Consider the following 18,216-nt stretch of genomic DNA (forward strand, 5'->3'; position numbering starts at 1 on the left):
TCGCCTGCGGTTCAGGTCAGCCGTGGTTGGCGAGCTTCGTCCCGGGCCCGGTCGATGGCGTCGGCGGCCGCATGGCCGGCCAGCCGCTCGATCTCCTCCGGAACCTCCCGTTGGTCCAGCACGAAGAGCCTGCCGTCGACGAGCTGGGTGGTCACCTTCCAGCCGAGACGTCCCCCGGCCTCCCGAGCGGCTCGCCGGACATCTTTTAGCTCGCCCACCTCCGTGAGATCGTCGCGGCTCAGGATCAGCTGACCGTAGTAGCCCTCGTACTGCGGCTTCAGGCCGGCCCGCATCAACGTCTCAAGCCGGTCGACCAGCTTCTCGTGCCGGCGCCGGGCCAGCTCGTCCTTCGCGGGCATGTCGCACAGCTCCCCACCTCTGCCCGCAGCCCGTGTGTGCCATATGTGTGCTGCGAGTACGAAGGCCCTCCCGTCCGATGGACGGAAGGGCCTCTGACCAGGTGTTTCTCTGTGCCCCCGGCAGGATTCGAACCTGCGACACCCGCTTTAGGAGAGCGGTGCTCTATCCCCTGAGCTACGAAGGCCGGTGGTGCTGTGGCTGTGCCACCGCCGACAGTGTAGCGGGTGGTCAGGTCAGGGGGACGTGGCGGAAGCGGCCCGCTACTCGGAGGTCTGCCTCGATGTGGCCCGCCGTTTCGGTGAGGGCGGGCAGGATCTCCGTCACGCAGGACCGTGTCGTCCGGCGGGCGGCGTGCATCGCCACGTTCACCGCGGCCACCACGCGGCCCGTGCGGTCGCGTACCGGGACGGCGATGGAGCGCAGGCCGGGCTCCAGTTCCTCGTCGACCAGCGCGTAGTCCTGTGAGCGGACCTCCGGGAGGGAGAGGAGGACGCGGCCCAGTGCGGTCGCTCGGGCCGGGAGGCGGGTGCCTACTGTGACGCGGGCGCTCATCACGCGGCCCGTGGACGCCCGGGCCGTGTACTGGATCTCCTCGCCCGAGTCCGCCAGGACGGCCAGCGAGGCCGACTCGTGGACGTGGTCGGCGAGGGCGGTCAGGTGGGGCTGGGCGATCTGGGGGAGGGAGGTGCGGGAGAGGGGCGGGAAGCCGAGGGAGAGGACTCGGGGGGTGAGGGTGAAGGTGTGGTCGGCGGTCTGCGTCACCAGGCCCGCGTGTTCGTGGGTGATGAGGGCCCGGCGGGCTGTCGCCCGGGCCAGTCCCGTCGCCTTCGCGACCTCCGTGAGGGTCAGCGCCGGGCGGTCCTCGCCGAAGGCCGTCAGTACCGTCAGGCCGCGGGCCAGGGATTCGATGAACTCCCGGCCCAGCTCGTGTTTGGACGCGGCCGTCCAGGTGGCGAGGCCGGTGCGGGGGGTCGCCGGTTCTGGCGGTGGGGCGGTGCGCAGGTCGTTCTCCATCGACCGCACCGTCGAGCGGAGGCGGGGGAGCAGGGTCGTTCGCAGGTCCTCGGCCGTGTGGCGGCTGGTGTGGCTCACCACGCTCGCCACGCATGCCACCCGGCCGGTGCCCGGGTCCCGTACGGGTACCGAGACCGCGACCAGGCCCGGTTCGATCAGCTGGTCGTCCAGGGAGTAGTCGTTGGTCGCCGCGGTGGCCGTGCGGTGCGGGAAGTCGTGGTCCTGGGCGGGGCGGTCGCGTGCGGGGACGGCGGGGAAGGCGCGGTCCTCCGGGTCCGCCGCCCGGCGGGTGTGCCAGTGGTGCCAGTCGGTCTCCGTCCACTCCATGGCGAGCAGCGGGCCCGGCGCGGTGCGTTCGGCGGGGAGCAGGTCGCCGATGCGGAAGCTCAGGGACATCGCGCGGCGGCGGGTGGCCTGGTGGATGAAGCGGATGCCGTCGCGGTCGCCGACCGCGAGGGAGACCGACTCGTCCAGTTCGTCGGCCAGGGCGTCGGCCCGGGAGGAGAGGAGGGCGGGGAGGCGGAGGGCGGCGAGGTAGGCGTTGCCCAGTTCCATCAGGCGGGGGGCGAGGGTCACGTCGCGGCCGTCCAGGCGGACGTATCCCATGCGGGCGAGGGTCGCCGTGACGCGGTCGACCGTGGAGCGGGCCAGGCCGGTGGCCTTCTCCAGGCCGCTGAGGCTGAGGGTGCCGCCGCTGTCGGCTTCGGTCAGCCGCCGCAGTACGGCGATGCCGCGCAGCAGCGGTGCCACCGCTTCGGCCGGTGCCACCGCTTCCCCCGGTGCCGGCGCTTCGGCCGGTGTCGGCGCTTTGGCCGGTGTCGCTGTCACTTCGTGGTTCGGTGCCGGTGCCTCGGCCGGTGGCATCTCGTCGTTCCGTGCCACCGTCTCGCCCGGTGTGCCCCCGTCGGCCCGTGTGCCCCGTGACGCGGAGATTTCCGTACCCCGTGCCGCGGCGGTCTCCGTGCCCTGTGGCGTGGCTGCCCGTTCGGGGGCGGTGTCGTTCGTGGTGTCGGTGTTGGCGGGCATCGGCTCTCCGGTGCGGCGGTCGCGGCAGGCCTACCGTAATCCCGGTCGGGAGGGCGCGGTGACCCCGGCGGCTGCCGTCCGAGGCGTCACCTGCGGGTGACCCGCACCTGGTGGTCGCCTTTCAGGTCCGCCCCGGACACCGCGATCGTGATGCCCCGGCGCGGGTCCTTGAAGGTCTCGCCCGGTGTGAAGGCGGCGTCCGAGAGTTCGGCGTGGACGTTCGGGCTGCGGGTGCAGCCGCCGCTGTCCCGGCGGGAGTCGTAGACCGTCACCGGGCCCATCCCCGTGTCCACGTCCGCGTCGATCTTGTAGATCAGTACGCCCGGACGGCACACCACCTCGTCGTTGCCCTCGCGGGTGCGCAGCTCGACCGCGTAGCCGGAGGTGCCGTCCAGCGGGACGACCACCAGCTTGTCGCCGCCCTTGCGGGCCAGAGGTGTCAGTTCGTACTCCGTCGTCCCCGGCGCCGACGCGCAGTGCACCTGGGTGCGGTCCAGCCAGCCCAGTTTCCACTTGTGCCAGCCGAGGAGGTCGTTGTTGGCGCCCCAGTCCTCGCTCATGATGTCCCAGTGGCCGACGGCTCCTCCGCCCTCCTGGGTGTAGAGGTCCGGGAGGCCGAAGACGTGGCCGTTCTCGTGGGGGAGTACCCGGTAGCCGGTGGCGTCGTAGGAGCCGGAGCCGTCGTCCTGGCGGGAGTAGACGAAGGACGCGTTGGCCACGGGCACGCCGTCGGCGACGGGGGCCTGGGTGTTGCCGGCGAAGGTGACGGACAGGACCGTGTCCAGGGCGGAGGGGCCCGCGTTCGGTGTGACCAGCACGTTCAGGAGGTCGTACGCGCGGAAGTCGACCTTCGCGTCGGCCGCGGTGACCAGGTCCTCGACCAGTTCGCGGTAGCCGGGCTCGAAGGGCGCGCCGCGCTCTATGCCGTACTCCGCGAACGACTTCGGCATGCGCAGCCAGTCGCGGATCGGGGTCTCGGGGCGGTAGTCGAGGCGGCCGTAGGAACTGGTGCTGAACCATTTCGCGGTCTGGGGGAAGAACTCCGCGTAGCGGTCGAGCGCCTTGCCCTCGCCGGGCGCGTCCGAGAAGTCGATCATCAGGTTCAGGGCGCGGACGGTGCCGGTGGAGCGGGCGTAGCCGGCGGAGGTCGGGACGCCCTCGGACATCTGGATCTCGGGGCCGCCGCTGATCATGCAGGGACCGTGCGCGGAGGAACGGGAGAGGATGGCCGGGCCCGGGCCCGCCGTCGTGGTGCCCGGCGCGAGCCGGCCGGTGCCCGCCGAGGTACTGACGGCGAAGGTCACGACCGTGACGGTCGCGATCGCGGCCAGCCGGCGCGGGCGTATCCGGCGGCTCGGCGGCTGCGCCTGCGGCGGCTGCATGCGGACCTCCCGGACCACGGCAGCCGCCCGACACCGGCTGCACCCTTGCGCTCACCCTGTGCCGAGGGGGTCGCGGGCGCGCGCTGGCGGAGCCGATCGTGGGTTTCTCGCCGGTAGCCCGCCGAGCGGGGGACGACGGTGAGGGGCCGGGGGCGTTGGTGCTCTCGCTCGGACGTCCTCACCGAGGCGTGGGTGTGTGACGCGGGTCACGGTGAATCTCTTCGGGTCTCGGAAATAACCGGGGATCCGTTCCCCGTTTAGCCCTGTGTCCGAGCGAAGCGGGGACTTCCTCCCCGGATCGCGAACCCAGTCCTCAGAGGAGTACGCCGTGCAGACCGCAACCCCCGAGCAGCACAAGGTGACCCGGCCCCGAGCCGACGCCCTGCGCAATCGGGAGCGGATCGTCACCGCCGCCCGGGAGATGTTCGTCGAGCACGGCCCCGACGTGCCGCTCGACGAGGTCGCCCGCCGGGCCGGCGTCGGCAACGCCACGGTGTACCGCAACTTCCCCGACCGCGACGCCCTCGTCCGCGAGGTCGTCTGCTCGGTCATGGACCGTACGGCACGGGCGGCCGAGCTCGCTCTCGCGGAGACCGGCGACGCCTTCGAGGCGCTGGAGCGCTTCGTGCACGTCTCCGCCGACGAGCGGATCAGCGCCCTGTGCCCCATGGTCTCCAGCACGTTCGACCAGTACCACCCCGACCTGGAGGCGGCGCGCGAGAGGGTCGAGCTGCTCGTCGCCGAGGTCATGGGCCGGGCGAAGGCGGCCGGTCAGCTCCGTGACGACGTGGGGGTGGGCGATCTGATGACCGCCGCGGCCCAGCTCAGCCGGCCTCCGGCCGGTACGGGGTGTCTGAGCGCCGACCGGTTCGTCCACCGCCATCTGCAGCTGTTCCTGGACGGGCTGCGGGCTCCGGCCCGCTCCGCCCTGCCGGGCACGGCCGTGACCCTGGAGGACCTGCGCCGGCCCTGCGACCAGTAGTTCCGCGTCTTCCGTCCGAGCAGTAGTTCCGCGACTTCCGTTCGACCAGTGGTTCCGCGAGGTTCCGCGACATCCGTACGACCAGTGGTTCCGCGAGGTTCCGCGACTTCCGTTCCATCAGTAGTTCGTAGTTCCGCGAATCCTGACCGTCTGAACACCGGACGGCGGCCGCTGTGGGCCGTCGCCGCAGGCCCAGTCGTCCCTTTACTCACCTTTTTCCGTCACGAAGTCCCGAAGTGGGTACCCCCATGTCTGCAACAGCCGTCAAGGCTTCCGGCGCCCCGAGCGCCCCCGGCGTCCCCGACGCCGGCCGCTGGAAAGCGCTCGTCTTCATCGCGCTCGCCCAGCTGATGGTCGTCCTCGACTCCACCATCGTGAACATCGCCCTGCCCTCCGCCCAGCAGGACCTCGGCATCTCCGACGGCAACCGGCAGTGGGTCGTCACGGCCTACGCCCTCGCCTTCGGTGGCCTGCTGCTCTTCGGTGGGCGGATAGCCGACCTGTGGGGCCGCAAGCGCACCTTCGTCCTCGGGCTGGCCGGCTTCGCCGCCGCCTCCGCGCTCGGTGGCGCGGCCACCAACGAGGCGATGATGTTCGGCTCCCGCGCCCTCCAGGGCGTCTTCGGCGCCCTGCTCGCGCCCGCCGCGCTCTCCCTGCTCGCCGTCATGTTCACGGACGGCAAGGAGCGTGCCAAGGCCTTCGGTATCTACGGTGCGATCGCCGGTGGCGGCGCCGCCGTGGGCCTGATCCTCGGTGGTTTCCTCACCGAGTACCTGAACTGGCGCTGGACGTTCTTCGTCAACATCCCGTTCGCGGTCGTCGCCGCGGCCGGTGCGTACCTCGTCATCCGTGAGCCGCAGGGCGGCCGCAACCGCTCGCCGCTCGACATCCCCGGCGTGGTCCTGTCCACCCTCGGTCTGGTCGCGCTGGTCTACGGCTTCACCCGCGCCGAGTCCGAGGGCTGGAGCGACGCGGTGACGGTCGGCATGTTCGTCGGTGCCGCCGTGCTGCTCCTCGCGTTCGTGCTGGTCGAGTCGAGGGTCAAGGCTCCGCTGCTGCCGCTGCGCGTGGTCACCGAGCGCAACCGGGGCGGGATCTACCTCTCGCTGGGCCTGGCGATCATCGCGATGTTCGGCCTGTTCCTCTTCCTGACCTACTACCTGCAGATCGTGCAGGGCTACTCGCCGGTGAAGACCGGCTTCGCCTTCCTGCCGATGGTCGTGGGCATGGTCACGGGCTCCACGCAGATCGGTACCCGCCTGATGACCCGGGTCGCGCCCCGGCTGCTGATGGGCCCCGGCTTCCTGGTCGCCGCCGTCGGCATGCTGCTGCTGACCCAGCTGGAGCTCAACACCTCCTACGCCGCCGTGCTGCTGCCCGGCATGCTCCTGCTCGGCCTCGGTATGGGTACGGCGTTCATGCCGGCCATGTCCCTGGCCACCATGGGCGTGGAGCCGCGGGACTCCGGTGTCGCCTCCGCGATGGTCAACACCTCGCAGCAGGTGGGCGGCGCGATCGGTACGGCGCTGCTGAACACGATCGCCGCCTCGGCCACCACGTCCTACATCGCCGACAACATCGGCGGCGCGGCCACCCGGTCCCAGCAGCAGCTGGTCCAGCTGGAGGGGCAGGTGGAGGGCTACACCAGCGCCATCTGGTTCGCCGTCGCCATCCTGGTCGCGGCGGCCGTGATCGCCCTGACCTTCGTCAACGCCGGCCGCCCGGGCGGAAACGCCGTCACGGGTTCCGGCTCCGGGTCGGGTGACGCGGTCGAGGGCGAGCTGCCGGTGCCGGTCGTCGCCCACTGACGACGCCGGACTCGGTACCACCCCTTCGGGCCCTGTAGTTCCGCAGTTCCGTAGTTCCACCCGTGCGCGGGGGGAGGGGACGCCCCTCTCGTACGGTTCCCAGGACCTGCCCCGGCCGCGCGTTCAGCGCAGCCAGGGCAGGTCCGCACCCGCTTCGCTCGGCTGAAGTCCCTCGGCGACGATCCGCATGATCTCGCCGAGGGACTTCTGCTGTTCGGGCGTGAGCCGGTCGAACACGGCCTGTCGTACGGCGTTCACATGGCCCGGCGCGGTCCGGCCCAGCACCTCGTACCCCTCGTCCGTGAGGATGGCGAACTGGCCGCGCTTGTCGGAGGGGCAGTCCTCCCGGCGCACCCAGCCGTTCTTCTCCAGGCGGGCGACGGCGTGCGAGAGGCGGGAGCGGGTGATCTTCGCGTACCGGGCCAGCTCCGTCATCCGCAGCCGCCGCCGCGGTGACTCGGCGAGCTTGACCAGCAGGCCGTAGTAGACGTGCGGCATGCCCGCGTCGCGCTGGAGCTGACGGTCGAGATGGTCCTCGAGAAGGGTGGTGGCCTCGATGTAGGAGCGCCAGACGCGCTGTTCCTCGGCGGTGAGCCAGCGGGGCTCGTCGGCGGGGGCCGGGTCGGATGCCGGGATGGGTGCCGTGTTCATGTATCCATCGTACGGAACCACTTCTTGAATCTTAAACAAAGAGTGGGTAGATTCGAGGAAGAGGAAGATTGAGAGTTCAAGTAGTTCAGTAGTTCAAGTGGTTCAAGTACCGGGAGTCGCCCTCATGTCCGCCGCCACTCAGGAGCGCATGCCCGCCCTCTACCTCAGCCACGGCGCCCCACCCCTCGCCGACGACCCCGTCTGGCCCGGCGAACTCGCCGCGTGGGCCGCCGCCCTCCCGCGCCCCAAGGCGATCCTCGTCGTCTCCGCCCACTGGGAGGAGGCCCCGCTCGCCCTCGGCGCCACTCGGACCGTCCCGCTGGTCTACGACTTCTGGGGCTTCCCGGAGCACTACTACCAGGTGCGCTACGAGGCCCCCGGCGCCCCCGCGCTCGCCGAGTCCGTACGCAAGCTGCTGCGCGCCCCCGGTACGTCCGTGCAGGACGTCCCCGACCGCGGCCTCGACCACGGCGCGTACGTGCCGCTCGTCGAGATGTATCCCGGCGCCGACATCCCGGTCCTCCAGGTCTCCATGCCGACCCTCGACCCGGCACGGCTCATGGAGACCGGCCGCAGACTCGCGCCGCTGCGCGACGAGGGGGTGCTGATCATCGGATCCGGCTTCTTCACCCACAACCTCGCCGCGCTGCGCCGGAGCGGCGTCCCCGCCTGGTCCGCGGAGTTCGACGACTGGGGCCGGCGCGCGCTGGAGGCCGGTGACGTGGACGGGCTGCTCGACTTCGCCCGCAAGTCCCCGGCGGGCCTGCTCGCCCATCCGCGCACCGAGCACTTCGCCCCGCTGTTCGTGACCATGGGGGCGGCGGACGCGGCCGGCGAGCTGGACCTGCGGAAGTCCGTGATCGACGGGTTCTGGATGGGGCTGGCCAAGCGGTCGGTGCAGTTCGGCTGACCGGGCACGGGGCGGAATACGGGAAGGGCTGGAACGGCTTGCTCCTGGAGTGGCCGCTCACCGGGCCGCCTTCCCGCTGGAGCGGCCTTCCCGCTGGAGCGGCCTTCCCGCTGGAGCGGACTTCCCGCTGGGGTGGCTTCCCGCTAGAGGGGCTTCTCGTACCAGGCCACGTCCCAGTACCGGCCGAATTTGCGGCCCACCTCGCGGTACGTGCCGACGTACCGGAAACCGAAGCGTTCGTGCAGTCGGGCGGAGGCCTCGTTGGGCTGCGCGATGCCCGCGTAGGCGCGGTGCAGGTCCTCGCTCGCCAGGGCCTCGAAGAGGGCCGTGTAGAGCAGTGTGCCGATGCCGCGACGGCCGGCGTACGGGGCGACGTAGACGGTGGTCTCCACCGAGGTCCCGTACGCGGGCTTCGCCCGGTAGGGGCTGGATGTGGCGTACCCGAGAATCTCCTGTGAGTCCGCGTCCGTGGCAACCCTCAACCGGTGCGGGCCGTCTTCAGGGTGGGAGAGCAGCCAGGGGCGGCGCTCTTCCGGGGTGAGGGGTTCGGTGTCGAACGTGATGGGCGTCTCACGGACGTAGTGGTTGTAGAGGTCGGTGAGGGCCTTGAGGTCGTCCTCGACTCCCGGCCTGACCTGGACCTCTGTGCGTCCCGACCGCATCACGCCTCCTCGTGTGGCGGCACAGGGTACTGCATGATCAGAAAAATCGGGGGGCGGGTTGGGAATTCTGTCCGGATTCCAGTCGTTGTTTCCATCGGATGCAGGGCACCCGAGGAGAGTCCCGACAGAGGCCGGAGACCGGATCCGAGACCGGAGGACAACCCCACACGGTGCCGAGTGTCCACAGGACCACCTGGATCACCCGCTGAACCACCATCGCAAGGGAGCACGCATGGCAACCCGTGCCGTCGCCCGTCGTAAGTCCGCCACCGGCGGGACCTCCGACGCGGCAACCAGCGTCCGCGCCAACGGCGGCGAGCTCGCCGACCGCGATCTGGTCGGCATGTACCTGGACGAGATCGCGCGGACACCGCTGCTCGACGCCGCCAAGGAGGTCGAGCTGTCCCAGACCATCGAGGCGGGTGTCTTCGCGCGGCAGGTCCTCGAAGGCTACGAGGAGACCGGGGCGGATGCCACCCGGGAGGAGCTCCGGGCCCTGATCGAGGAGAGCGAGCGGGCGAAGGACGTCTTCATCCGCTCCAACCTGCGGCTGGTCGTCGCGGTCGCCCGCCGCTACCCCCGCAGTGGCCTGCCGCTTCTCGACCTCATCCAGGAGGGCAACGCCGGCCTGGTCCGCGCGGTCGAGAAGTTCGACTACCGCAAGGGCTTCAAGTTCTCGACGTACGCGACCTGGTGGATCCGTCAGGCCATCACCCGGTCCATAGCCGACCAGTCGCGCACCATCCGGCTGCCCGTCCACCTGGTGGAGGAGCTGGGCCGGATCCGGCGCGTCCAGCGCGAGTTCAACCGCGAGCACGGCCGTGAGCCGGAGCCCGCCGAGATCGCCGCCGAGCTCGGTTCCAAGCCGGAGCGCGTCATCGACGTACTCGACTGGGCCCGTGACCCCGTCTCGCTGAACATGGCGGTCGACGACGAGGGTGAGACCCAGTTCGGCGACCTGCTCGAGGACACCTCCGCCGTGTCGCCCGAGCAGTCGGTGATGACGCTGCTGCGCAGCGAGGAGCTCGACGACCTCATCGGCCGCCTCGACCCGCGCACGGCCTCCATCATCAAGATGCGGTACGGCATCGACGACGGCCGCGAGCGTACGCTGACGGAGGTCGGCAAGGAGCACGGCCTCACGCGCGAGCGCATCCGGCAGATCGAGAAGCACGCGCTGCTGGAGCTGAAGAAGCTGGCCCGCGACACCGGCTTCGAGGCGGCGGCGTAGCCCGGTTCGCCGCGCGCGGCGACGGGCGGCGGCGAAGGACGGCGCGAGAGTGACGGCGTGGCGCGGACGCGATGCGGCGGCGTCGTCACCGGCGGCGTGGTGTGATGCGGGGGCGTGAGGTGACGCGTGCGGCGTACGCCGGTGGCCGAACCCCGCGCAAACATGGCCGTGTAACGCTGCTTCAACCGGCGGAGGCCGGGAAATAGAACTCCGGGCCCAGCGCTTCCCAGCAGTCCGGGCCCGGGGCGGCGGCCCTGAACGGGCCTCTCCGCCACTTCGGACCACGTCCCGACGCACTCCCCCCGGCGCCGGGACCTTCCCGAGCCGGGCTCGGCGCCTCTCCCCCCGGGGCGCCGGGCCCGGCTCCTTCCGTTGAGGGAGCGCGGACCGGCCACCGGGCGGAGAGCAGGCGGGGGAGCGGGCAGGCGGGAGAGGCGGGGCACCCCGAACCTGAACCCCGGGGTGGCCCGCCGAATGGCAGATTCTGCCACAGCGGCATAGCCTGCCGAAGTGAGCAGCACGACCACTTCATCGTCGGCGAACCCGCCCTCCCCATCGCCGCCGGACGCCGGCCTTTCCCCGTCGGCCGGCCCCGCCTCTTCGTCGGCGGCGTCCCCCGCGTCCGAACCGGCTCCCGTCTCGCTGATCGAGCGGCGCAAGGCCGAGACCCGGATGGAGATCACCCGCGCGGCGGCCCGCCTCTTCGTGGGCCAGGGACTGCGGGCCACCCGGGCCGAGGACATCGCCCGGGCCGCCGGGGTCGCCCCGCGCACCTTCTACCGCTACTTCGCGACCAAGGAGGAGGCCGTCGCCCCGCTCTACGCCCTGGGCGCCGAGCGCTGGGCGCGGGCGGTGCGGGAGGCCCCGGCCGAGCTGTCCCCGCCCGAGGCCCTGGAGCACGCCGTACGGCACACGCTGACGCCGGGCGCCGGGGTCTCCGCGACGTCCTGGGAGTGGGCCCGGGCCCTCATCCGGCTGGCCGAGAGCAGTCCGGCGCTGCGGAAGGTGTGGGCGGAGGTCTGCCAGACGGCGGAGCGGGGGCTCGTGAAGGCGCTGGCCGAGCGCATGGCCCAGGGTGACGACAACGTTGCCGCGCGACTGGAGCGCTCTCCCGCCACGCACTTCGCGGCTGCCGTCGCGGGGGCGGCGGTGCGGGTGGCGGTGGAGTACTGGGCGGCCTCCCCCGAGGGGCGCTCCTCCGAGGGGCGCTCCCCCGAGGGGCGCTCCTCCGAGGGGCGCTCCCCCGAGGGACGCTCGTCCGAGGGCTCCTCGGCCGACGGGGCGCCGGGCCCGTTGGAGCTGGCGTTGCGGAATCTCGCGGTGGTCCGGGGAGTCGATTGGGAGGGTGCTCGTACGGGGTAGCCCCAAAAGCCCGCGAGGGCGGACGGAGCCGTCATCCGCCCCCCGACGCCCTCGCCAGCCTCGCGCCCAAGCCCCGTACGCACTCCACCAGTTCCGCCGGCTCCCGTACCCGGAAGTCCACCCCCAGCATCGCGAGACGCACCGCCATCCACTCCACCGGGTCGGACACGGTCGCCCGCAGCACACACGACGCGCCGCCGTCCGTCGCCTCCGGGGTCCCGAGCCACTGCGGGAGCCGTGCCGCGACGACCTCGGCCGGCGTGTCGAAGGCGACCACGATCTCGTACGAGTCGCCGTGCCGCCGCATCGAGCGCCGCAGGTACTCCGCCGCGCTCCCGGTCGGCAGTTCCCGCGGCGCGAACCGAGCGCCCGTGGCGAACGGTTCGCTCACCCGGTCGACCCGGAAGGTCCGCCAGTCTTCGCGGTCGAGATCGTAGGCGACCAGGTACCAGCGGCGGCCCGTCGACACCAGCCGGTACGGCTCCGTCACGCGCCGCGACTCGGTGCCGTCCCCCGCGCGGTAGGCGAACCGCAGCCGCTCCCGTCCGGCCACCGTCGAGGCCATGACGGTCAGTGTCTCGGGCGCGATGCTCGGCCCGTCCCCGCTGGTGAGCGGTGTCGTCGCGGCCTGGAGCGTGGCGACGCGGTGGCGCAGGCGGCCCGGCAGTACCTGCTCCAGCTTGGCCAGCGCCCGTACCGAGGCCTCGTCCACGCCCTCCACCGCGTGACCGGCGCCGGCGCGCAGCCCGACCGCGATGGCCACGGCCTCCTCGTCGTCGAGGACGAGCGGCGGCATCGCCTTGCCGGCCACCAGCCGGTAGCCGCCGTCGGAGCCCATGCTCGCCTGCACGGGGTAGCCCAGTTCGCGCAGCCGGTCGATGTCCCGCCGGACCGTGCGGCGGGAGACCCCGAGCCGGTCGGCGAGCTCGCCGCCGGGCCATTCGCGGGGCGTCTGGAGGAGGGAGAGGAGCGTCAGGAGCCGGGCCGGAGTGTCCGTCGTCATGGATCCGAGGATGCCGCACATCTAGGACCGGATCTGTCCTACTGGGGTCTTAGCTTCCTCCCATGACCTCAACGCACACCCCGGGGAACGCTCCCGTCCAGCCCGTCGCAGGCGACCGGCGTCGCTGGTTCGCGCTCGCGATCGTGATGACCGCGGCCTTCATGGACCTGGTCGACGTCACCATCGTCAACATCGCGATCCCGTCGATACGGGAGAACGAGGGCGCCACCTACAGCCAGATCCAGTGGATCACCGCCGGTTACGCCCTCGCCTTCGCCGCCGGCCTGATCACCGGCGGGCGGCTCGGCGACATCCACGGCCGCAAGCGGGTGTTCCTCATCGGCGTCGGCGGCTTCACCCTGGCGTCCGCGCTGTGCGGCCTCGCCGTGAACCCGGAGATGCTGGTCGCCTCCCGCCTCCTCCAGGGCGCCATGGCGGCGCTGATGGTGCCGCAGGTGCTGTCGATCGTGCACGCCACCTTCCCGGCGCACGAACGCGGCAAGGTGTTCGGGCTGTTCGGCGCGATCGTCGGACTGGGGGCCGTCTCCGGTCCGCTGCTGGGCGCCCTGCTCACCGAGTGGAACCTCTTCGGGCTCGAGTGGCGGCCCATCTTCCTCATCAACCTGCCGGTCGGCGTCGCCGGTCTGATCCTCGGCAGCCGCTTCATCACGGAGTCCAGGGCGCCGCGTGCCCTCAAGCTGGACCTGGTCGGGGTCGCCCTGGTCACCCTGGGTCTGCTGATGCTGGTCTACCCGCTCACCCAGGGCCGCGAGCTGGACTGGCCGCTGTGGGGGTACCTGTCGATGGCCGGCGCGTTCGTGGTCCTCGCGGTGCTGGTGGCGTACGAGAGGCGGAAGTCGGCGCGGGACGGTTCGCCGCTGGTCGAGCTGTCGCTGTTCAAGGTGAAGAGCTTCGCGGCCGGTATCGCCGTGCAGACCGTCTTCGGGATCGCGCTGGGCATCTTCTTCCTGGTGTGGACGCTGTACATGCAGGTGGGGCTCGGCTGGACCGCGCTGCGGGCCGGGCTGACCGGCGTTCCGTTCTCGATCGCCGTCTCCGTGGCGGCCGGGGTGTCGGTGCAGAAGCTCGTCCCGCGCTTCGGACGCAAGGTGCTCCAGGCGGGCGCGCTGGTCATGGCGGCCGGAGTACTGCTCTACATCTGGGAGTCCGAGCGGTACGGGCTCGGCATCACCTCCTGGCAGATGGCGCTGCCGCTCGTCGTGATGGGCGTCGGCATGGGGCTGATCGTCGCGCCGCTGACGGACGCGGTGCTGTCCCAGGTGCCGCGCGAGCACGCCGGAGCGGCGTCCGGGCTCATCAACACCGTGCAGCAGATGGGCAACGCGCTGGGGCTGGGGCTGGTCTCGGTGGTCTTCTTCGGCACCATGAGCGACCACCTGGCCCCGGCCCGCGTCGGCCCGGCGTACGCCGATGCCTTCCAGAACGCGCTGGGCTGGGTGGCCGGGGTGCTGGCCGTCATCTTCCTGCTGATGTTCGCGCTGCCCAAGCGGCCGGCCCAGCACGTGGAAGGGGCCCAGGAGGAGGAGCGGACGGAGGAGAAGGAGTCCGCGCTGGTCTGAGGCCACCGCGCTTCGGGAGGGGCAGGGCGGAACACCGAGGAGGCGGGTCCGGTACTTCGGTGCCGGGCCCGCCTCCTTGGTGTTCCGCCCGCCTCGCGACCTGAGCCAAGGGTGTCCGTTCGTGCCCGATTGAGTCCGAGCGGTTCCGTTTCCCTGTTTACATTCCGGAATACCGGGCGTAGCCTCCACTGAAACCACAGGTTCGGGCACAGGCGGAGGCGAACGGGCATGTACGCACCGGAGCGGCAGCAGGAGATCCTCCGGCTCGCCCGGGACGGGGGCCGGGTGGACGTGGTGTCGCTGGCCGAGGAGTTCCAGGTGACGGCGGAGACCATCCGCCGCGACCTCAAGGCCCTCGACCGCGCCGGACTGCTGCGCCGCGTGCACGGCGGCGCGATCCCCGCCGGACGGCTCGACTTCGAGCCCGACCTCGCCGAGCGCGAGTCCACGGCCGCCGACGAGAAGGACCGGATCGCCAAGGCGGCCCTGGCGGAACTGCCGGCCGAGGGCACGATGATCCTCGACGCCGGTTCGACGGTGGCCCGCATGGCCGCCGCGCTCCCGCCGGAGGCGTCGCTCACCGTCGTCACCCACAGCCTGCCCATCGCGGCCCGCCTCGCCGACCACCCCGGCATCCAGCTCCACCTGGTCGGAGGGCGCGTGCGGCACCGTACGCGCGCCGCCGTGGACGCCTGGGCGCTGCGCGCGTACGGCGAGATCCGCGCCGACGTACTGGTGGTGGCGGCCAACGGCTTCTCCGTGGAGCACGGCCTGACCACCCCGGACCTCGCCGAGGCCGCCGTGAAGCGGGCCGCGGTGGCCGCCGCCCGCCGCGTGGTGCTGCTCGCCGACTCCTCCAAGCACGGCCAGGAGCACTTCGCCCGCTTCGGCGCCCTGAGCGACGTGGACCTGCTGATCACCGACAGCGGGATGAACCCCGAAGACGCCACCGCCATCGAGCGCGCCGGCACGGAAGTAGTACGCGCATGATCCTCACCGTCACCCCCAACCCCTCCCTGGACCGCACCTACGAGGTCCCCTCCCTCGACCGCGGCGAGGTCGTCCGCGCCACGGGCGAGCGCGTGGACCCGGGCGGCAAGGGCGTGAACGTCTCGCGCGCGGTGACGGCGGCCGGCCGGCGCACCGTCGCGGTGCTGCCGCTCGGCGGCCCGTCCGGCGCCCTCGTCACCGAACTGCTCGACGCCCAGGGCATCGAGGTCGCGCCGGTGCCGATCGCCGGGGTCACCCGGGCCAACATCGCGCTCGCCGAGTCCGACGGCGTCCTGACGAAGATCAACGCGCCGGGTCCCGAGCTGACGGCGGCCGAGCGTGAGCTGCTCCTGGAGACCGTACGGCGGCAGTCGCCCGGCGCGGACTGGATCGCCTGCTGCGGCAGCCTGCCCCGCCCACTGGCCCCCTCCTGGTACGCCGACCTGGTCGCCCGGGCGCACACCGCGGGCGTCCGCATCGCCCTGGACACCTCCGGGCCCGCACTCCTCCAGGCGCTGCGCGAGCGGCCCGACGTGGTCAAGCCGAACGCCGAGGAGCTGGCGGAGGCCGTCGGACGCCCCCTGGCCACCGTGGGCGACGCCGTGAAGGCCGCCGAGGAACTGCGGGAGCTGGGCGCCCGGTCCGTGCTCGCCAGCCTGGGCGCCGACGGACAACTGCTCGTGGCCGACGAGGGCACCTGGTTCGGCAGCGCCCGGGTGGACGCCGTACGGAGCAATGTCGGCGCCGGGGATTCGTCGCTCGCCGGATTCCTCGTCGCCGGGGGCGCGGGGCCGGGTGCCCTCGCCTCCGCCGTCGCGCACGGCGCCGCCGCCGTCCGGCTGCCCGGAAGCCTGATGCCGACGCCGGCCGACCTGGATCCGGGCGCGGTGACGGTCACGGCGGAGGTGCCGGTGGACCGCTCTCTGAAGGAGCCGGCGTCATGAGACCCCACCCCTTCCCGGACCTCTGTGGCCCGGGCCCTCGCCCCCACCGCAAGTCCCCCGTCCCCCTCCCCGCCCCCGCCCACCACCCCGCGTTCCGGGCGATACGCGAGCTAAGGAGCCCGCGATGAGCGACATGATCACCGCGGATCTGGTCGACCTCGACCTGTCCGCCGACACCAAGGAAGCGGCGGCGCGCGCCCTCGCCGAGCGGATGGTGGCCCACGGCCGGGTGACCGATCTGGAGGGCTTCCTCGCCGACGTGGCCGCCCGTGAGGCGCAGATGCCGACCGGCCTCGACGGCGGCATCGGCATCCCGCACTGCCGCAGCGAGCACGTCACCGAGCCGACGCTCGCCTTCGGGCGCAGCGAGGACGGCGTCGACTTCGGGGCGGCGGACGGTCCGGCCGACCTGATCTTCCTGATCGCCGCTCCGGCGGGCGCCGACGACGCCCACCTGACGATCCTCTCCTCGCTCGCCCGGCAGCTGATGAACGCCGAGTTCACGACCGCGCTGCGATCGGTGGGCGACGCGACGGCCGCCGCGGCGCTGATCCGCGGGGAGGAGCCGACCGGTGCCGAGAGCGTCTTCGAAGGCGGCGCCGAGGACTCCGTGGCGGTCTCGGCGGCGGCCTCCGCCGAGACCGCCACGGGCACCCCCGGCCAGGAGACCGGCGAACCCGAGCGTCCCTTCCGTATCGTCGCCGTCACCTCCTGCCCCACCGGCATCGCGCACACCTACATGGCGGCCGAGTCGCTGGAGAACGCGGGCCGCGAGGCAGGCGTCGAGGTCGTCGTCGAGACACAGGGCTCGGCCGGTTTCACCCGGCTGGACCCGGCGGTGATCGAGGCGGCGGACGGTGTGATCTTCGCCCACGACGTGCCCGTACGCGACAAGGACCGCTTCGCCGGGAAGCCCACCGTCGACACCGGCGTCAAGGCGGCCGTCAACCGGCCCGGCGAGCTGATCGGCGAAGTCCGCGGGAAGGCGGCCCGCGGCGAGGTCACAGCGGCTGGTTCGGCCGGTGCGGGCGGCGCCGCCGGTTCTTCCGGCGCGTCACCCGTCGAGCGCGGCGGCGGGTCCGGCGAGGGGTACGGGACGAGGCTGCGCGTCTGGCTGATGTCCGGTGTCAGCTACATGGTCCCGTTCGTCGCCGCGGGCGGGCTGCTGATCGCCCTGGGCTTCGCCATCGGCGGCTACGAGATCAACGAGGCGCCGTCGGTGATGGACCACTTCGTGTGGTCGCAGGCGGACAGCTGGGCGGCGCTGCTGTACCAGATCGGCGGCGTGGCCTTCGCCTTCCTCGTCCCGGTGCTGGCCGGTTACATCGCCTACGGCATGGCCGACCGGCCGGGTCTGGTCCCCGGGTTCGTGGGCGGCTCGATCGCCCTGACCATCAACGCCGGGTTCCTCGGCGGTCTGGCGGCCGGTCTGATCTCCGGCGCCGTGGTGATGGCGATCCAGCGGGTACGCATCCCCGTGGCCCTGCGCGGCATCATGCCCGTGGTGGTGATCCCGCTGATCTCCTCGGCGATCGTCGGATTCCTGATGTTCGTGGTGATCGGCAAGCCCATCGCGTCCGCGCAGAAGGCGATGACCGACTGGCTGAGCGACCTGTCCGGCGCCAACGCCGTCCTGCTCGGCGCCCTGCTCGGTCTCATGATGTGCTTCGACCTGGGCGGCCCGGTCAACAAGGTCGCCTACGCCTTCGCCACCGCCGGCATCGCGGTCTCCGACCCGAGCGACTCGGCGATGAAGATCATGGCGACGGTCATGGCGGCCGGCATGGTCCCGCCGCTGGCGATGGCCCTGGCCACGACCGTGCGCGGCAAGCTCTTCAACGCCGCCGAGCGGGAGAACGGCAAGGCCGCCTGGGTACTGGGCGCCTCCTTCATCTCCGAGGGCGCGATCCCGTTCGCCGCGGCCGACCCGCTGCGGGTCATCCCGTCCTCGATGGTGGGCGGCGCCGTCACCGGCGCTCTGTCCATGGCCTTCGGCGCCACACTGCGCGCCCCGCACGGCGGCATCTTCGTGGTCCCGCTGATCGGCAACCCGCTGCTCTACCTGGTCGCCATCGCGGCCGGTGTCTGCGTCACCACTGCCCTGGTGATCGTCCTCAAGGGGCTGCGCAAGCCGGTGCCGGGAGCGGCGGCCCCGGGCTCCGGCGGCGCGGACCCGTCCGCCTCGGCACCGGGAGCGAAGCAGCCGGTGGCCGCCGCCTGAGGGGCGGACGACGTCGGTGACTCACGGGCCGGGTTCCGCCAGGGACCCGGCCCGGCGGCGTCCGTACCGCCCGCCCGCGTGCCGGACAGG

General features: G+C 72.2%; 15 protein-coding genes and 1 tRNA gene. 9 read left to right on the top strand and 7 right to left on the bottom strand.

The annotated features are described in order from the left end of the window. Positions 1–11 precede the first annotated feature (11 nt). The 4 genes from QC283_RS18085 to QC283_RS18100 form a co-directional block, all read right to left on the bottom strand. Positions 12–359, bottom strand: coding sequence for a hypothetical protein (locus QC283_RS18085; protein WP_279562583.1), 348 nt, complete (start codon positions 357–359; stop codon positions 12–14). Positions 360–471: 112 nt separating this feature from the next. Beyond that, positions 472–544 (bottom strand) — tRNA-Arg (locus tag QC283_RS18090). Between the two features lie 44 nt (positions 545–588). After that, complete coding sequence (locus QC283_RS18095) at positions 589–2,238, bottom strand: IclR family transcriptional regulator domain-containing protein (RefSeq protein ID WP_443032642.1); 1,650 nt, start codon at positions 2,236–2,238, stop codon at positions 589–591. Positions 2,239–2,486: 248 nt separating this feature from the next. Further along, on the bottom strand, positions 2,487–3,782 hold the full coding sequence (locus QC283_RS18100) for a M6 family metalloprotease domain-containing protein (RefSeq protein ID WP_279562585.1): 1,296 nt from the start codon (positions 3,780–3,782) through the stop codon (positions 2,487–2,489). A 328-nt stretch (positions 3,783–4,110) separates the two neighbouring features. Between QC283_RS18100 and QC283_RS18105 the strand changes: the two genes are divergently transcribed. Next, positions 4,111–4,764 carry a TetR/AcrR family transcriptional regulator gene (locus QC283_RS18105; protein WP_279562586.1) on the top strand — a complete coding sequence of 218 codons (654 nt, stop codon included), beginning with the start codon at positions 4,111–4,113 and terminating at the stop codon, positions 4,762–4,764. A gap of 248 nt (positions 4,765–5,012) precedes the next feature. After that, positions 5,013–6,572 (top strand): MFS transporter, encoded by a 1,560-nt coding sequence (locus QC283_RS18110; RefSeq protein WP_279562587.1) that lies wholly within the window; start codon positions 5,013–5,015, stop codon positions 6,570–6,572. A 123-nt stretch (positions 6,573–6,695) separates the two neighbouring features. On the opposite strand, the gene QC283_RS18115 is transcribed toward QC283_RS18110, so the two are convergent. Next, complete coding sequence (locus QC283_RS18115) at positions 6,696–7,223, bottom strand: MarR family winged helix-turn-helix transcriptional regulator (RefSeq protein WP_279562588.1); 528 nt, start codon at positions 7,221–7,223, stop codon at positions 6,696–6,698. Positions 7,224–7,347: 124 nt separating this feature from the next. On the opposite strand from QC283_RS18115, the gene QC283_RS18120 reads away from it, so the two are divergent. Beyond that, positions 7,348–8,133: a dioxygenase family protein gene (locus QC283_RS18120; protein WP_279562589.1), complete on the top strand. Its 786-nt coding sequence runs from the start codon at positions 7,348–7,350 to the stop codon at positions 8,131–8,133. Between the two features lie 143 nt (positions 8,134–8,276). Here QC283_RS18120 and QC283_RS18125 read toward each other — a convergent pair whose 3' ends face one another. Next, the gene (locus QC283_RS18125; RefSeq protein WP_279562590.1) at positions 8,277–8,795 is read right to left on the bottom strand and encodes a GNAT family N-acetyltransferase; all 519 of its coding nucleotides are present in this window, start codon (positions 8,793–8,795) and stop codon (positions 8,277–8,279) included. A 232-nt stretch (positions 8,796–9,027) separates the two neighbouring features. On the opposite strand from QC283_RS18125, the gene QC283_RS18130 reads away from it, so the two are divergent. Both QC283_RS18130 and QC283_RS18135 read left to right on the top strand, forming a co-directional pair. Next, entirely contained in the window at positions 9,028–10,026 is a 999-nt protein-coding gene (locus tag QC283_RS18130) for a sigma-70 family RNA polymerase sigma factor (protein WP_279562591.1), read from the top strand. Between the two features lie 510 nt (positions 10,027–10,536). Then, complete coding sequence (locus tag QC283_RS18135) at positions 10,537–11,388, top strand: TetR/AcrR family transcriptional regulator (protein WP_443032628.1); 852 nt, start codon at positions 10,537–10,539, stop codon at positions 11,386–11,388. A 31-nt stretch (positions 11,389–11,419) separates the two neighbouring features. Here the strand turns inward: QC283_RS18135 and QC283_RS18140 are convergent, their stop codons facing one another. Beyond that, positions 11,420–12,391, bottom strand: coding sequence for a helix-turn-helix transcriptional regulator (locus QC283_RS18140; protein WP_279562592.1), 972 nt, complete (start codon positions 12,389–12,391; stop codon positions 11,420–11,422). Between the two features lie 62 nt (positions 12,392–12,453). Between QC283_RS18140 and QC283_RS18145 the strand changes: the two genes are divergently transcribed. The 4 genes from QC283_RS18145 to QC283_RS18160 all read left to right on the top strand — a co-directional run bounded on the left by QC283_RS18145 (position 12,454) and on the right by QC283_RS18160 (position 18,126). After that, positions 12,454–13,971: an MFS transporter gene (locus tag QC283_RS18145; protein WP_279562593.1), complete on the top strand. Its 1,518-nt coding sequence runs from the start codon at positions 12,454–12,456 to the stop codon at positions 13,969–13,971. A gap of 228 nt (positions 13,972–14,199) precedes the next feature. After that, positions 14,200–14,961 carry a DeoR/GlpR family DNA-binding transcription regulator gene (locus QC283_RS18150; protein ID WP_279562594.1) on the top strand — a complete coding sequence of 254 codons (762 nt, stop codon included), beginning with the start codon at positions 14,200–14,202 and terminating at the stop codon, positions 14,959–14,961. Then, a complete protein-coding gene (gene pfkB, locus QC283_RS18155) occupies positions 14,958–15,905 on the top strand; it encodes a 1-phosphofructokinase (RefSeq protein ID WP_279562595.1) in 948 nt (315 codons plus the stop codon). The genes QC283_RS18150 and pfkB overlap by 4 nt, the downstream gene beginning before the upstream one ends. Before the next feature lie 124 nt (positions 15,906–16,029). After that, positions 16,030–18,126 carry a PTS fructose transporter subunit IIABC gene (locus QC283_RS18160; RefSeq protein WP_279562596.1) on the top strand — a complete coding sequence of 699 codons (2,097 nt, stop codon included), beginning with the start codon at positions 16,030–16,032 and terminating at the stop codon, positions 18,124–18,126. Positions 18,127–18,216: the final 90 nt, after the last annotated feature.

The sequence above is a fragment of the Streptomyces sp. DH41 genome, from assembly GCF_029813785.1.
GTDB lineage: Bacteria > Actinomycetota > Actinomycetes > Streptomycetales > Streptomycetaceae > Streptomyces.

What these genes read in the sequence shown, in the direction of transcription:
- QC283_RS18120 (WP_279562589.1), top strand. Translation starts at nt 7,348, where the DNA reads ATGTCCGCCGCCACTCAGGAGCGCATGCCCGCCCTCTACCTCAGCCAC.
- QC283_RS18115 (WP_279562588.1), bottom strand. Translation starts at nt 7,223, where the DNA reads ATGAACACGGCACCCATCCCGGCATCCGACCCGGCCCCCGCCGACGAG.
- QC283_RS18125 (WP_279562590.1), bottom strand. Translation starts at nt 8,795, where the DNA reads ATGCGGTCGGGACGCACAGAGGTCCAGGTCAGGCCGGGAGTCGAGGAC.
- QC283_RS18110 (WP_279562587.1), top strand. Translation starts at nt 5,013, where the DNA reads ATGTCTGCAACAGCCGTCAAGGCTTCCGGCGCCCCGAGCGCCCCCGGC.
- QC283_RS18140 (WP_279562592.1), bottom strand. Translation starts at nt 12,391, where the DNA reads ATGACGACGGACACTCCGGCCCGGCTCCTGACGCTCCTCTCCCTCCTC.
- QC283_RS18085 (WP_279562583.1), bottom strand. Translation starts at nt 359, where the DNA reads ATGCCCGCGAAGGACGAGCTGGCCCGGCGCCGGCACGAGAAGCTGGTC.
- QC283_RS18095 (WP_443032642.1), bottom strand. Translation starts at nt 2,238, where the DNA reads ATGCCACCGGCCGAGGCACCGGCACCGAACCACGAAGTGACAGCGACA.
- QC283_RS18100 (WP_279562585.1), bottom strand. Translation starts at nt 3,782, where the DNA reads ATGCAGCCGCCGCAGGCGCAGCCGCCGAGCCGCCGGATACGCCCGCGC.
- QC283_RS18160 (WP_279562596.1), top strand. Translation starts at nt 16,030, where the DNA reads ATGAGCGACATGATCACCGCGGATCTGGTCGACCTCGACCTGTCCGCC.
- QC283_RS18130 (WP_279562591.1), top strand. Translation starts at nt 9,028, where the DNA reads ATGGCAACCCGTGCCGTCGCCCGTCGTAAGTCCGCCACCGGCGGGACC.
- QC283_RS18150 (WP_279562594.1), top strand. Translation starts at nt 14,200, where the DNA reads ATGTACGCACCGGAGCGGCAGCAGGAGATCCTCCGGCTCGCCCGGGAC.
- pfkB (WP_279562595.1), top strand. Translation starts at nt 14,958, where the DNA reads ATGATCCTCACCGTCACCCCCAACCCCTCCCTGGACCGCACCTACGAG.
- QC283_RS18145 (WP_279562593.1), top strand. Translation starts at nt 12,454, where the DNA reads ATGACCTCAACGCACACCCCGGGGAACGCTCCCGTCCAGCCCGTCGCA.